General features: G+C 67.6%; 11 protein-coding genes and 1 tRNA gene. 6 read left to right on the top strand and 6 right to left on the bottom strand.

What is annotated here, in order from left to right; translation table 11 throughout:
* Positions 1 to 235 precede the first annotated feature (235 nt).
* The gene (locus DQG15_RS07685) at positions 236 to 3,118 is read left to right on the top strand and encodes an EAL domain-containing protein (protein ID WP_116084163.1); all 2,883 of its coding nucleotides are present in this window, start codon (positions 236 to 238) and stop codon (positions 3,116 to 3,118) included.
* A gap of 138 nt (positions 3,119 to 3,256) precedes the next feature.
* Here the strand turns inward: DQG15_RS07685 and DQG15_RS07680 are convergent.
* Positions 3,257 to 3,341, bottom strand: a tRNA-Leu gene (locus DQG15_RS07680).
* A gap of 788 nt (positions 3,342 to 4,129) precedes the next feature.
* Here DQG15_RS07680 and DQG15_RS07675 point away from each other — a divergent pair.
* Positions 4,130 to 5,395 (top strand): methyltransferase, encoded by a 1,266-nt coding sequence (locus tag DQG15_RS07675; protein ID WP_116084162.1) that lies wholly within the window; start codon positions 4,130 to 4,132, stop codon positions 5,393 to 5,395.
* 103 nt (positions 5,396 to 5,498) lie between these two features.
* On the opposite strand, the gene ndk is transcribed toward DQG15_RS07675, so the two are convergent.
* Entirely contained in the window at positions 5,499 to 5,921 is a 423-nt protein-coding gene (ndk, locus tag DQG15_RS07670) for a nucleoside-diphosphate kinase (RefSeq protein ID WP_116084160.1), read from the bottom strand.
* Positions 5,922 to 6,073: 152 nt separating this feature from the next.
* Between ndk and DQG15_RS07665 the strand changes: the two genes are divergently transcribed.
* The 4 genes from DQG15_RS07665 (at position 6,074) to DQG15_RS07650 (ending at position 10,373) form a co-directional block, all read left to right on the top strand.
* Positions 6,074 to 7,936, top strand: coding sequence for an ABC-F family ATP-binding cassette domain-containing protein (locus DQG15_RS07665; protein WP_116084708.1), 1,863 nt, complete (start codon positions 6,074 to 6,076; stop codon positions 7,934 to 7,936).
* 92 nt (positions 7,937 to 8,028) lie between these two features.
* A complete protein-coding gene (locus tag DQG15_RS07660) occupies positions 8,029 to 8,673 on the top strand; it encodes a MarC family protein (RefSeq protein ID WP_116084159.1) in 645 nt (214 codons plus the stop codon).
* Positions 8,674 to 8,762: 89 nt separating this feature from the next.
* On the top strand, positions 8,763 to 9,344 hold the full coding sequence (locus DQG15_RS07655; protein WP_116084157.1) for a TIGR02281 family clan AA aspartic protease: 582 nt from the start codon (positions 8,763 to 8,765) through the stop codon (positions 9,342 to 9,344).
* A gap of 84 nt (positions 9,345 to 9,428) precedes the next feature.
* Positions 9,429 to 10,373, top strand: coding sequence for a D-2-hydroxyacid dehydrogenase (locus DQG15_RS07650; RefSeq protein ID WP_116084155.1), 945 nt, complete (start codon positions 9,429 to 9,431; stop codon positions 10,371 to 10,373).
* A gap of 17 nt (positions 10,374 to 10,390) precedes the next feature.
* Here DQG15_RS07650 and DQG15_RS07645 read toward each other — a convergent pair whose 3' ends face one another.
* Genes DQG15_RS07645 through DQG15_RS07630 form a run of 4 tightly spaced genes read right to left on the bottom strand, consistent with a single transcriptional unit; the run spans position 10,391 to position 14,239 of the window.
* Positions 10,391 to 10,684 (bottom strand): cytochrome o ubiquinol/quinol oxidase subunit IV, encoded by a 294-nt coding sequence (locus DQG15_RS07645; RefSeq protein WP_116084154.1) that lies wholly within the window; start codon positions 10,682 to 10,684, stop codon positions 10,391 to 10,393.
* Positions 10,681 to 11,325, bottom strand: coding sequence for a cytochrome c oxidase subunit 3 (locus DQG15_RS07640; RefSeq protein ID WP_116084152.1), 645 nt, complete (start codon positions 11,323 to 11,325; stop codon positions 10,681 to 10,683). Before DQG15_RS07640 ends, DQG15_RS07645 begins: the two co-directional genes overlap by 4 nt.
* Positions 11,322 to 13,403, bottom strand: coding sequence for a cbb3-type cytochrome c oxidase subunit I (locus tag DQG15_RS07635; protein WP_116084150.1), 2,082 nt, complete (start codon positions 13,401 to 13,403; stop codon positions 11,322 to 11,324). The genes DQG15_RS07640 and DQG15_RS07635 overlap by 4 nt, the downstream gene beginning before the upstream one ends.
* Positions 13,388 to 14,239 (bottom strand): COX aromatic rich motif-containing protein, encoded by an 852-nt coding sequence (locus tag DQG15_RS07630; protein WP_116084149.1) that lies wholly within the window; start codon positions 14,237 to 14,239, stop codon positions 13,388 to 13,390. Before DQG15_RS07630 ends, DQG15_RS07635 begins: the two co-directional genes overlap by 16 nt.
* Positions 14,240 to 14,253 lie beyond the last annotated feature (14 nt).

Genomic DNA, 14,253 nt, shown 5'->3' with positions numbered 1-14,253 from the left:
AGCCGAGCAGATGCCGCGCCCGCCGGGCGTCCATCCGCAGCCGTGGTCCTGCGGTCCGGCTTGCCCGGATGGGGCTGCATGGAGCGAATCCCGGGAAAGGGCAAGGCGGGGGCAGGGCGGTCCGCCGGGTGGTTCCCCACCGTCCTTAATCCATTCTTAACCAAGAGCATCCAACGTTGCAAAATGCGAACCCACCTCCGGGACCGCTTCCGAACCTGAAGGGCAACGTGGAGCGATGAAGGATGCAGACGAGACCGGGGCGGACCTCGCCGATCGAGCGCGCAAGGATGGCGAGCAGACGCCATCGATCCAGCCCGGCGGCTGCCTCGTCGAGATCGGGGACGACGGACGGGTGCTCAGCGCCTCGGCCAACACCTCGTCGGTCCTTGGGAGCGACGCCGGGGACCTTTTGGGGACACCCCTGACGGAGCGGTTCAGCGCCGAAGCGGTGGAGCGGCTGGAGCAGGGCTTCGAGGCCCTGCCGCCACCGTATTACAGGTCCAACATCTTCGGCATCCATCTGTTCGGGGACAATCGCATCTTCGACGTCGCAATACATCGCCACGCGGCCCGGGCGATCATCGAGTTCGAACCCATGCCGGACGAATGTCCGACCCACGATGCCGACGTGATCCAGCCTCTTCTCGACAGGATCAGGTCCAGCGAGACGCTCGAACAGGTCTGGTCCCTCTCGGCGGATTTCCTGCGCGAGCTGACGGGGTTCGACCGGGTCATGGTGTACCGCTTCGACCGGGACGGCGGCGGCGAGGTCATTAGCGAATCCCTCGGCGGCGACCTTCCGAGCGTCCTCGGGTGCCGCCTTCCCGCCGAAGACAACCTTCCGGAGGCGGGGGAGCTCACCGCGCGCAACCTTCCGAGCATGATTGACGATGTCGAGGCGCCGCCGGTTCCCATCGTCTCGATTGCAGCGAGCGGATCCGACCCGCTCGATCTGTCCCGGGCCGCTCACCGGGCGGTTCCCCCGGAGCACCTTCGGCCCTTGCGCGACATGGGCGTCGCGGCAAGCATGTCCGTCTCGATCCTCAGGGACGAGGCTCCCTGGGGCATGATGATCTGCCACCACCCGCGGCCGCTGCGGCCGGATTTCCGGATCCGCCTGGCGGCCGACATGCTGACGCGCTTCGCCAGTGCCGAGATCAGCCGTCGGGAAGAGTTGCTCGAGAAAGCGCAGGCGGACCGTGCCCGGGAGCAGTACGACCGGGTGATCGCCCTCGTCGAGGCGGACGAGGAGAATCCCGGCGATCTCGGGGAGCTGCGACGGACCATCGGCGAAGCGATCGAGATCGACGGCCTGGCGGTGTCCGAAGGCGGCCGCTACCGAACCTGCGGCCACACGCCGACGGAGGCCGAATGCGTGGCCCTGGCCCGCCATCTGGAGACGCGGGAAGGCCGGGAGCGGATCAGCTCGACCTCGTCGCTCGCCGAGACACATCCCGGCCTTGTGGCGGAAGAGCGGAGGATCGGCGGCCTCATCGCCCTGCCGATCCGTGGGCGGGCAGGCGGCTATGTCATGCTCTTCCGCTCCGGGATGCAGGCGCAGCGGAACCGGACGGACGATCCCGAGGCGCAGGGCCGCGACGAAACGGGCGGCGGCTCCCCCCGCAGCTCGGAGCGCCGGGACGAGGCCGCGGGCAGCCGCTGCGCCCCTTGGACCGGCGGTGATCTGCGGGCCGCCGAGGTCCTGAGGGTGGCGCTCCTCGAATTCGCACGCGTTAGGGCGGAGGCCGCCCTCTGCCGGAGCAAGGAGAAGTTCCGAAAGCTGGCGTTCTACGATCCACTGACCGGGCTGCCCAACCGCGCGCTTTTCCTGGACCGCTTCGCCGCCGTCGCCGCGCAGATCCGGCGCTCCGGCGAGGAGATGATCCTGCTGCGGCTCGACGTCGATCACTTCAAGGGTATCAACGACACGCTCGGGCGACAGGCGGGCGATGCGCTGCTGCACGCTCTGGCCCACCGGATCGAGGGCGCTCTTGAGGGGGAGGAGACGTTGGCCCGCCTCGGCGGGGACGAGTTCGCCGCCATCGTTCGCCATACCGGTCCCGTGGCCCGGGTCGAGGCGGCGGCGGACCGCATCCGGAAGGCGGCCTGCTTTCCGCTCGCGCTGGACGGGACCGAGGTCACGCCGTCGGTCAGCATGGGGGCGGCGATCTTTCCCCGCCACGGACAGGACCACCGGACCCTGATGCACCGTGCGGATATCGCGCTTTGCCGGGCCAAGGTCACGGCCCGCGGGACGTGCGCGGTGTTCGACGAGACAATGACGGTGGAGACCGGGAACGTCCGGGAGATCGAGAGCGATCTGCGTCTCGCCCTCGATCGGGGGGAGCTGGTGCTGGCCTACCAGCCGCAGCTCGACCTTGCCGAGGGACGTGTCACGACGGTGGAGGCGCTCGTGCGCTGGAAGCACCCGCGCCTCGGCCTCATTCCTCCACAGGAATTCATCCCGATCGCCGAATCCACCGGCCTCATTCACGCGCTCAGCTCTTGGGTCATCACCGAGGCCTGCCGGCAGATACGGATCTGGCGCGATGCCGGGCTGGATGTGAGGGTGGGCGTCAATCTCTCCACCATCGACGCCCGGCGGGACAACCTTCTGACCACGCTCGACGCCGCGATGGAGCGCCACGGCATCAGCGGCTCGAATCTCGAGGTGGAGATCACCGAAACGCTGCTTCTCGATCCCGGCGACGGGGCTGCGAAGGCGCTGTTCGACGGTCTGCGTGCCCGCGGCGTCCACGTCGCCATCGACGATTTCGGAACGGGATACAGCGCGCTGTCCTATCTGAAGGACCTGCCGTGCGAGAAACTGAAGATCGACCGCGTCTTCATCAAGGACATGAGCGACATCAAGAGCCGTGTCCTCGTCGAAGCGATCGTCGGGCTTGGCCGCAACCTCGGCAAGATCGTCGTGGCCGAAGGGGTCGAGACGCCAGAGCAATACCATGCCCTGAAGGACGTCGGATGCGACATGCTGCAGGGTTTTCTCTTCGCCAGACCCGAGCCCGCGGATCGCCTTCCGGCCCTCCTGGGCGAGATCGCGGAGGCGGTGCGGTCGGGCTACGCGGATCCAGCGACCCAGCCGCTGCCGGTGAACTAGCCGCGAGGCCGATCCGGGTTCACTCCGGGTCGGATGGGGTGCCGGGCGGGTGGGCCGTCCCCGGCGGTACGACCCCCGAGGGCCGGTCGGGAACCGGCCGCCCGCTTGTCGATGATCGCCTTTATCGCAAGGCCATGCTGGTGCGGACGGGGGGACTCGAACCCCCACACCTTGCGGCGCCAGAACCTAAATCTGGTGCGTCTACCAATTCCGCCACGTCCGCCGGGCCCGGGGGACGATGCGCACCCCCCGCGAAGACGCATCTCCTCTAAGCGCGGCGGCCGGTGCTGTCCAGCGCCGGGAGGGAGCCGTGACCTCAACCGATCCTTCAGACCTTGGCGTCATTCAGGTTTGAGACCCGAGCTAGTCCGAAGGAGCGTTCCCCCGTGCTGATGTTCACCAGACCTGTCGTCTCGCACGAACGGGCCGTGCGACCCCATCAGGCGGATGCCGGCTCAGGCATCGGGATCGCTGCCGGAACGAATCGCCCTCATGGTCCCGATCGGGCCGATTGTTTTCGGGAGCGATGGGAGCCCGGCTCTTCGGGCGGGGAAGGGGCGGGACCGACGCTCCGGCGCCGATGAGTTCCGGTCATGAGCGCCCGCGCGCCGATCATCGCGAGAAATTGCGTCGAATTGTCGCAACACTGCGCGCCCCCGCCGCACGGACCACTTGCCGAAGCCATGAAGCGAGCGTCTTGATGGCAGGACACCCACGTCGAACCCGGGCAACACCGGACGGCATACTTTCGAGGCAGATCATGGCAACCAGAGATCAACAGCGGGCAAGTGAGCCCCAGTCGCATTCCGGTACGTCCCGGAACATTCAGCAGATACAGAGCGCCAGCGTCCAAGAGGCACCGCGCCTGACCAATCCGCCCCCGGTGGAGCAGGCGACCGTTTTCTCCGACTGGGCCAGCATCTGACGGTGCCGCCCGAACGGCGCCACTGGATCGGCGCCGTGGGTTGCGGTTAGGCTGCTGTCGTCCCGTGGTGACGACAGGAACTCCCAATGTCCGATGCCAGCGCCGATCCCGCGGCCGACGAACCGCAACTTGGCATCGCCGATGCCGAGCGGCTCCTTGTCATGGGGCGGCGCGGCGCGGCCAAGGCGGCTGCGGAACGGATTCTCGCTGAGGGGCGCGTCTCCGCACAAGAGGCGGGGCGCCTCTACGAGTTGACCGTACGGCTCGGCGATGCGGAGCGGGCCGAGGAGGTCCGCCGAGCGCTCGTCGCCGGGATGGACACCGCGCTCGAGGCGAATTTCGACCACCCCGTCGTCTGCCATGTCTGCGGATACACGCTCTATCTCCTGCGTGAGAAGGAGCGGGGGATCGCCGCGCTGACGCGATCCATGTCCCTCGCGCCGCAGAATTTCGATGCTGCCCGCACGCTTCTCGGCGCCCTCCTGCTCGACGGGCGGGATGACGAGACGATGGCGATCTGGCTTCCGTATCTCAGCGAGCTGGGACGGGATGGCGGCGTGTCTGCGGAGGACCTGCGGAGCCTCTGGATCAACCTGATCGCCGGGCTCTGCCATTTCGGATACGAGGCGCAGGCCGCGGAGGCCGTACGGCAGGCGGGGCGCCTTCTGCCGGAGGGGCAGGCGGTCGGGCTGGAGAGCTACCTTGCGGATCCGGGCGCGGAGGAAGCGTCCCCGTACCAGATGACCGAGATGTTCGACCGGTTCGCCGAGATCTACGACCGCAATCTCGAGGAGCTGGGAAACAACGGTCCGCTCTTCGTCGCGCGGGCGCTAGAGGAGATCGGCATGCCGCAGGACGGGGCGCTTGCGATCCTCGATGCCGGCTGCGGGACGGGGCTCTGCGTGCCCTTCCTGCGGCCGCGGGCGCGCCTCCTTCACGGCTGCGACCTGTCCCCGGGGATGCTGGCGAAGGCCGACGCGCGCGGCGGCTTCGATGCGCTGACGCGGACCGACCTCGCGGATCCCGCCTCCTACCCCGAAGGCGCCTGGGACGTGGTCGTGGCGGCGGACGTGCTCACGTATTTCGGGGAGCTGCCGGGCGTCCTTCGCAATCTCGCAGCCGATCTCGTACCTGGCGGATGGCTCGTCTTCACCGTCGAGGACGGTGGCGCGGAGGTCCTCGAGTGGCAGCGGTATTCCTCGGGGCGCTGCCGCCATGGGCGCGGTTATGTGGAGGCATCGCTGTCCGAGGCCGGGTTCGGGGCGCCGGAGGTTACGTTCACCGAGATCCTGCGGCGAGAGTTCGGCGCGCCGATCCTCGGGACATGCTACGCGGCGCGAAAGAGGCCTTAGCGACGGGAGGGCGGTCAGCGAGACGCGCCGCAACCCCTCGACACGAAAAAGGGCGGCGCCCGAAAGGCACCGCCCCGAATTCAGGCCATCAGCCGTCGCCGGTTCAGCCGACCAGCTCGAGGCCGGAGAAGTAGTAGGCGATCTCTTCGGCCGCGGTCTCCGGGGCGTCGGACCCGTGCACGGAGTTTTCGCCGACGGACTGGGCGAACTCGGCGCGGATCGTGCCTTCGGCGGCATCGGCGGGGTTCGTCGCGCCCATGACTTCACGGTTCTTGGCGATTGCGTTCTCGCCCTCGAGAACCTGCACGACGACCGGCGCCGAGGCCATGAATTCGCACAGCTCGTCGTAGAACGGACGCTCGGCATGGACCTTGTAGAACTCGCCGGCCTGCGCCTTCGTCAGCAGGATGCGCTTCTGGGCGACGATGCGGAGGCCCGCCTCCTCGAACTTGGCGTTGATCTTGCCGGTCAGGTTCCGGGAGGTGGCGTCGGGCTTGATGATCGACAGGGTGCGTTCGGTGGCCATTGGCGTGCCTTTCGGTTGAGGGACAGGGGGGCCGTCTGTCGGCTCCCGTCGGGATTTGCGCCGGCGCCGTATCATGTGGCCGGGCGAGGGGGAAGCACTCGCGCGCTCCGGCGCCCTTTACGGCGGTGGGCAATTCGGGCAACCAGCATGCCATGCTGAAACTCGTCGATCTCGCCATCTCCGTCGCCGGACGCTCTCTTCTCGAGGGCGCCAGCGTCACCATTCCATCCGGCCACAAGGTCGGCCTCGTCGGGCGCAACGGCACCGGCAAGACGACGCTGTTCCGCGCGATCCGCGGGGAACTTCCGCTCGACGGGGGGCATGTCGAAATGCCCGACGGCGCGAAGATCGGCGGCGTGGCGCAGGAGGTGCCGTCCTCCGAGACAACGCTGCTCGACACGGTCCTGTCCGCCGACACCGAGCGGGCCGCGCTCATGGCGGAGGCGGAAACGGCGACCGACGCCTCGCGCATCGCCGAGGTCCACACGCGGCTTGCCGATATCGATGCGTGGTCCGCCGAAGGGCGGGCGAGCGCGATCCTGAAGGGGCTCGGGTTCACCGAGGCGGAGCAGCACCGGCCCTGTTCGGCCTTCTCGGGGGGCTGGCGAATGCGGGTGGCGCTGGCGGGCGTCCTCTTCGCCGCGCCCGATATCCTGCTTCTCGACGAGCCGACGAACTATCTCGACCTCGAGGGCGCGCTCTGGCTCGAGAGCTATCTCGCGAAGTATCCCCATACCGTCATCGTCATCAGCCACGATCGCGGTCTTCTGAACCGGGCGGTTGGGGCGATCCTTCACCTCGAGGATCGCACGCTGACGCTCTGGCAGGGCGGTTATGACCAGTTCGCCCGGCAGCGGGCCGAGCGGCGTGCGGTGCAGGCGGCGATGGCCCGCAAGCAGGATGCTCAGCGGGCGCACCTTCAAAGCTTCGTCGACCGCTTCCGCGCGAAGGCGAGCAAGGCGCGGCAGGCGCAGAGCCGCGTGAAGATGCTGGAGAAGATGGAGCGGATCACGGCGCCCGAAGATGCCGCGCGCACCGTGTTCACCTTCCCGGCCCCGGAGGAACTGTCTCCGCCGATCGTCGCGACCGAGAGCGCCTCCGTCGGCTATGGCGACCGTGCGGTGCTTTCGAAGCTGGATCTCCGGATCGATCAGGACGACCGTATCGCCCTTCTGGGGCGCAACGGCGAGGGCAAGTCGACCCTGTCGAAACTGCTTGCCGCGCGGCTGGAGAAGATGGGCGGGCGGATCACTACGGCCTCCAAGCTCCGCGTCGGCTTCTTCGCGCAGCACCAGGTCGAGGAGTTGCGGGTAGACGAGACCCCGCTCCAACACCTTCTGCGCGAGCGGCCGGGGGAAGCGCAGCCGAAGCTCCGGGCCCGGCTCGCGGGCTTCGGGCTCGGTGCCGATCAGGCGGAGACGGAGGTCGCACGGCTGTCGGGCGGGCAGAAGGCGCGTCTGTCGCTGCTTCTGGCGACCCTCGACGCGCCGCATATGCTGATCCTCGACGAGCCGACCAACCACCTCGACATCGAAAGCCGCGAGGCGCTGGTGGAGGCGCTCACGGAATATTCGGGCGCCGTGATCCTCGTCAGCCACGACATGCACCTTCTCAGCCTCGTGGCGGACCGTCTCTGGCTCGTCGCGGACGGACGGGTGAAACCGTATGACGGCGATCTCGAGGATTATCGCAAGATGCTGCTCGGCGAGGGGGGCAAGTCGGCCGAGGAGAAGCCCGCCAAGCCCGCCCCCGCGAAGAAGCGCGTGAGTCAGGCCACCCTTCAGGACCTCAGGGCCGACGTGAAGAAATCCGAGGCGAGGATGGCGAAGCTCGCCGAGATGCGGGACGAGCTCGCCCGCCGCCTCGGCAAGCCGGAGGTCTACGAGGATCACATGGCGTCGAAGCGCGAGGTCTGGCAGGCGAAATACGGCGAGGTGATGGACGCGCTCGACAAGGCCGAAGCGCTCTGGCTCGCCGCCGCCGAAAAGCTGGAGCGGGCCGAAAGCGCGGCGTGAAGCGAACCGGGGCCCGGGTCGCGGCGCGCGCCTGATCCGGGGACGGGCCCGAAAGGGGTCGCCGCGTCGCATCATCGGTGGTTACATCAGACATGACCGATCTGACCTTCTTCATCTCCGCCTTCGTCACGCTCTTCGTGGTCATCGATCCGATCGGCATGGCGCCGGTCTTTGTGGCGCTGACGCAGGGCCAGAGCGCGGCGCGGCGACGGGCGATCGCGGTTCGGGCCTGCGTCCTTGCCTTTCTGATCCTCGCGCTCTTCGGCGTGGCGGGGGAAGCGGTGCTGGGCTTCGTCGGCATCACCATGCCGGCCTTCCGGATCGCCGGGGGCCTGCTCCTCTTCCTGACCGCGCTCGAGATGCTGTTCGAGCGGCGCACGAAGCGCCGGGCGTCGAGCGCCGAGGAAGCGACGGAGGAGGCGTTCGACGAAGCGGAGGAGCCGGACCCCTCGGTCTTCCCGCTCGCGGTGCCGCTGATCGCGGGGCCGGGGGCGATTGCCTCGATGATCCTCCTGACGGGCCGGGCGCCGGGCAGTATCGACGTGATCGGGATTCACGTCGTCATGGCGCTCGTGATCTGCCTCGTGCTCGGCATGTTCCTGATTTCGGGCGCCATCGAACGGGGGCTCGGCGTCACCGGCGTTTCGGTGGTCACGCGGGTCCTCGGAATGCTGCTTGCGGCGCTGTCGGTCCAGTTCGTCCTCGACGGTCTCGCGGGGGCCGGGGTCTTCGGCTGACGCGGGCGTGATCGGCCGAAAGGCGGGGACCCGCGTGAAACCGCCGCGGCCCCGCCCTATATCCGCAGCATCATCTCACGGAGCCTCGCATGAGCGGCGACCAGATCGCGTCCTTCGTCTACCTCGGCCTGCTGGGCACCGTCATCGCCGGGTATTTCTTCCTCTCCCATCGCGGACGGATGGGGCAGGGCCTCCGGCAACTGGGCCTCTGGGCGCTGATCTTCATCGGCGTGATCGCGGGGTACGGCCTCTGGGGGGACATACAGGGCACCGTTCTGCCGCGGCAGGCTGTCATGGCCGAGGATGGCCGGATCGAGATCCCGCTCGGGCCGGACGGGCATTACCATCTGCTGGCTGAGGTGAACGGCGAGCCGATCCGCTTCGTCGTCGATACCGGTGCATCCGACATCGTGCTCGGCGGCGAGGATGCCGCGCGCGCTGGCATCGAGACCGACGATCTCGGCTTCTCGGGGGTGGCGCAGACCGCGAATGGCCGGGTGCGGACCGCACGGGTGTGGCTCGACAGTTTCTCCATCGGCGGGCTCATGGATGAGGACGTGCCGGCGGTAGTCACCGATGGCGAGATGCCCGGCTCGCTCCTCGGAATGCGCTACCTCAACACGTTCGGCAGCGTCGAATTCGGCGGCGGACAGATGGTGCTGACCCGCTGAGGCTTCGACGTGCGACTTGCAGCTGGCGGCGGCGGGGCTAGGGTCCCGGCACCGATCCTCCCCAGCCGCAGGTAGCGCTTCCCCATGTCCGATCCCGTTCTTCTCATCGCCACGAAATCTGCTGCGCGGTTCCGCGATGCCCTCGGCGCGTCTCTCGCCGGGTTCGACGTGCGACTGGCCGAAGACGAGGAGACCGCGATCCGGGAGGGGGCTGAGGCCGAGATCATGGTCGCCCCGCCGGGCCAGGTGTCGGGCAGGCTGATCGAGGCGATGCCGAAGTTGAAATGGATCCAGTCCCTGTCCGCGGGCGTGGAAGGCATCCTCGGGATCGAGGCACTGCCGGAGGATCTGCCGGTCACGACACTCTCGGGCGCCCATGGTCCGCAGATGTCGGAGCTGATCCTGTGGATGGCGATCGGCCTCTTGCGGGACATGCCGGCCTTCGCGCGCAACCAGGCCGAAGGGAAATGGGAGCAGAGGCCGGTGCCGCCGCTCGTCGGCCGGACGATGTGCATCTACGGGCTCGGCAGCATCGCGGAGGCGCTCATCGCGCGCGCCGCTCCGTTCGGACTGCGCATCACCGGCATTTCGGACGGACGGAGCGAGATGGAGGGGGTGGATCGGATCTGGACGCGGGACGGGTTGTCCGAGGCCGCGGCGGATGCGGATTTCCTCGTCGTGCTGTCGCCGCTCACGGAGGCGACGAAGGGGAGCGTGAATGCCGACGTTCTGACTGCCCTGGGCTCGAAGGGTTATCTCATCAATCTCGGTCGAGGGCCGGTGGTCGACGAGGCGGCCCTGATCGAGGCGCTGCGGGCCGGGACGATCGCGGGGGCGGGGCTCGACGTATTCGAGACGGAGCCGCTGCCCGAGGCATCGCCTCTCTGGGGGATGAAGAACGTGATCGTGACCCCGCATGTCGGCGGCATGTCCGATATCTACGCCGAGCAGGCGGCCGAAATCGTGGGGCCGAACCTCGAGGCCTGGGTCCTGGGCGGGGCGGAGGCGCTGAAGAACCGGGCGCGGTGAGGCGCCAGGCTCCGGGATCACATCATGCGGTGGCCGAGGTCGAACATGATCCAGAGGCTGCCGCCCACCATGATCGCGATCAGGACCGCCGCGAAGAGCAGGAGCTGCAGGTCCTCCCGCTGTGAGCCCTTGAAGTCGAGGTGAAGGAAGGCGCGCAGGTGGATCGCCGCCTGCACGAGCCCGGCGAGGCCGATGGCGACGAGGGCAATCGTTCCGTCGAGCCAGCCGAACTTCGCGATCCCGAAGGCCGCCAGCGTGAGCGCGAGGGACGCGGCGTAGCCCGCGAGGTGGATGGCATCGACGCGCCTCATGAGACGAGCGACCCGGGCAGGTAGATCACGGTGAAGATCGCGATCCAGACCACGTCCAGCATGTGCCAGTAGAGCGAGAAGCGGACGAGGCGGGAGCGGATCGCGGGGCAGAACCCGTAGATCCAGAACTGCGCGATCAGGATCAGGCCCCAGACCACGCCGATCGCGACGTGGAGGCCGTGCGTGCCGATGGCGAGCCAGTAGCCCGAGAGGAACCCGTTCACCTGCGGGACGTGCCCTTTGTTGATCAGTCCGGCGAACTCGGCGCCCTCGAGCGCGAGGAATCCCGCGCCGAGGGCGAGAGAGAGGAAGGTCCAGCCATAGACGCCGCGCGCCCGGTCCTCGCGGAGGGCGACGGTCGCGAAGGTCAGCGTCAAGGTCGATGTCAGAAGGAGCAGGGTTTCCGGAAAGGCGTAGGCCAGCTCGATGACCTCGGCAGGGCCGGGCGCGGACGAGTTGCCCTTCAGAAGGACGGCGTAGGTCGCGAGGAGAAGCGCGAACACGACGAGGTCGCTCATCAGGAAGATCCAGAAGCCGAAGACCGCCCGCTCGGTGGCATGGGCGGTTTCGGCGTCCGGATGCTCGAGCGGAATGCCGGCATGCGGGCGGACGCCCTGCGAATCCGTCGTCGTGTCCGTCATGCCTGGCCCTCCCTCTCGCGACGTTCCTTGGCGAGATAGCCCTCGGTTCCCCGGGCATGGCGCATGGGCGCGCCGCTGCCGATATCGCCATTTGCATGGGCAAGTATCGTGCGACGGTGCGCCATGTCGGCCTGGTAGAGGGTTTCGGCAGAAACCTGACGATGCAGGTCGAACCGCATCGAGCGCCAGAGGACCAGAAGGAAAATCGCGCCGGCCGAGATCCAAACCAGCCACCACATCCACCAGATTGCCGCGAAGGCGAGGAGGAAGGCGAAGATCCCGATGAGGGGTGCGGTCGCGGCATTGGCCGGTATCTCGATGTCGCGGTAGGCGGTGCGGTCGGGAACGGGGTAGGCCTCGTCGTTCAGCTTGCGCTCCCCAAACTCGTCCCGGCCGGTGACGACCGGCCGGGCGCCGAAGTTCCATTCGGGAGGTGGGGACGGGGCGAGCCATTCCAGCGTCCGTCCGTCCCACGCATCGCCGGTGATGTCTCTCAGTCGCTCCCGGTCCCGGATCGAGACGTAGAGCATGATCGCCTGGCAGATCAGGCCGCAGCCGACGAGCCCTGCTCCGGCCCAGGCCGCTATCAGCCAGGGCTGCCATTCGGGATGCAGGTACGTCGCCATCCGGCGGGACATGCCGAAGAGGCCGAGCACGTAGAGCGGCATGAAGGCGAGGTAGAAGCCGACGATCCAGAACCAGAACCCGCGGCGGCCCCATGTCTCGTCCAGCCGGAAGCCGAAGGCCTTGGGAAACCAGAAAGTCGCGCCCGCCATCATCCCGAAGAGGGAGCCGGGGATGACCATGTTGTGGAAATGGGCGACGAGGAAGGTCGAGTTGTGCACGACGTAGTCAAAGGGCGGAATCGCCATCAGAACGCCGGTGACGCCTCCGACCACGAAGGTGACTATGAAGCCGACCGCGTAGAGCATCGGCACGTCGAAGCGCAGCCGCCCGTGGCGCATGGTCAGAAGCCAGTCGTAGACCTTCACCCCGGTCGGCACGGCGATGACCATCGTGGCGATGCCGAAGATGGCGTTGACGTTGGCCGATGCGCCCATGGTGAAGAAGTGGTGCAGCCAGACGGTGAAGGAGAGCACGGCGATCGCCATCGTCGCCCAGACGAGCGAGGTATAGCCGAACAGCTTCTTGGAGCTGAACGTGCCGATGACCTCGGAATAGACGCCGAAGGCCGGCAGGATGAGGATGTAGACCTCGGGATGCCCCCACATCCAGAAGAGGTTCACGTACTGCATCATGTTGCCGCCATCGCCTTGCGTGAAGAAATGGAAGCCGAAGGTCCGGTCGAGCCAGAGCATCACCGTGGCGACGGTCAGGGCGGGAAAGGCGAAGATCATCAGAAGCGCGGTGCAGAGCGACGTCCAGCAGAACAGCGGCATCCACATCAGGTGATCGAGGCCTGTGGTGCGCTCCTTCCATATGGTGGCGACGATATTGATGCCGGTGAGTGTCGACCCCGCGCCGCCGAGGGTCAGCGCCCAGATCCAGTAATCGGGCCCGACGCCCGGATTGACTTCGGCCCCGGTGAAGTTGGGATAGCCGGTCCAGCCACCGGTCGAGAACTTGCCGATGACGAGGCTCGCCATGACGAGACCGGCGCCGCCGATCGTCAGCATGAGGGCGATGGAATTCATCCAGGGGAACGTCATGTCCCGCGCGCCGATCTGCAGCGGCATGGCGAAGTTGATGAGCCCGGTCATGAAGGGCATCAGCACGAAGAAGATCATGATCGTCCCGTGCGTCGAGAAGAGTTGCGCGAAGTGCTCGGCGCCGACCGGCCCGACATCTCCGGCGCCAGCGCCCAGGGCCTGTTGCGTGCGCATGAGCCCCGCTTCGATGAAAGCGCGCGCAAGCATGATTGCCGCAAGGACGACGTACATGATCCCGATCTTCTTGTGATCGAGGCTCGTCAGCCACTCCGACCAGAGCCAGCGCCAGCGGCGCATGACGGTCAGAAGGACGATGGTGCCTATCGCGGCGAGAACGACCACCGAGGCGGCGATGGCCGGGATCACCCCGTAGAAGGGGGACGCGTCCCAGCTCAGTCGTCCGAGCATAGGCGCCCTCGATCCTGGTCCATGTACTGCATCATGATCGCCTTGAAGAGGCCGCCCTCCGGAGCGGAGTAGCGACGGGGCTCGCTTGTCGCCCCTTCGGTCGCAAGGTTGCAATAGGCGGCGCGGTCGAGGGGCCGTTCGCGGCGCGCGGTCTCGGCCCAGGCGGCAAAATCCTCAGGGGTGGTGACGGGCACGCGGAACTCCTGATCCGCGAAGCCCTCCCCGCTGTACTGGGTGTTTCGCCCCCACATCAGGGCGGGGGCGTCCGCGACCACGTTGAGCTCGGTCCGCATTCCCGCCATCGCCATGATCTGGCCGGCGAGGCCGGGGACGATGAGGGAATTGATGACGGTGTCGGAGGTCAGGGCGATCTCCGCATTGGTGCCGGCCGGCAGGGCGAGCTCGTTGACGGTGGCGATGCCGAGATCGGGATAGATGAAGAGCCATTTCCAGTCGAGCGCGACGGCTTCGATGCGCAGGCTGTCGCCGGGGGCGATCTGCGCATAGGGGTCCAGCTGGTGGGTCCGTGTCCAGACGATGGTGCCGATGGCAATGACGATCAGGGCGGGGACCGCCCAGATGACGAGGTCCACCTTGAGATCGAAATCTTCCTCGGGACGATAGGTCTGCCCCGCCGTACTGCGATAGCGCAGGACAAAGACGGCCGCGAGGAGCCAGACCGGCAGGACGACAATCGCCATGAGCCCGAGGGCGGTCAGAAGAATGCCCAGCTGAGCCTCAGCGACGGGCCCGTTCGGACTGAGAGCGCCCGCCGCTTCAGCCAGGCCGGGGAGCCCAATGGCGGCAAGCGCGGCAACGGTACGTCTGGGCGGCATTGCGGGAAAATCGC

The sequence above is a fragment of the Tropicimonas sp. IMCC34011 genome (assembly GCF_003390865.1).
Classification (GTDB): domain Bacteria; phylum Pseudomonadota; class Alphaproteobacteria; order Rhodobacterales; family Rhodobacteraceae; genus Tropicimonas_B.
This window is presented reverse-complemented; position numbering and strand designations above follow the sequence as displayed.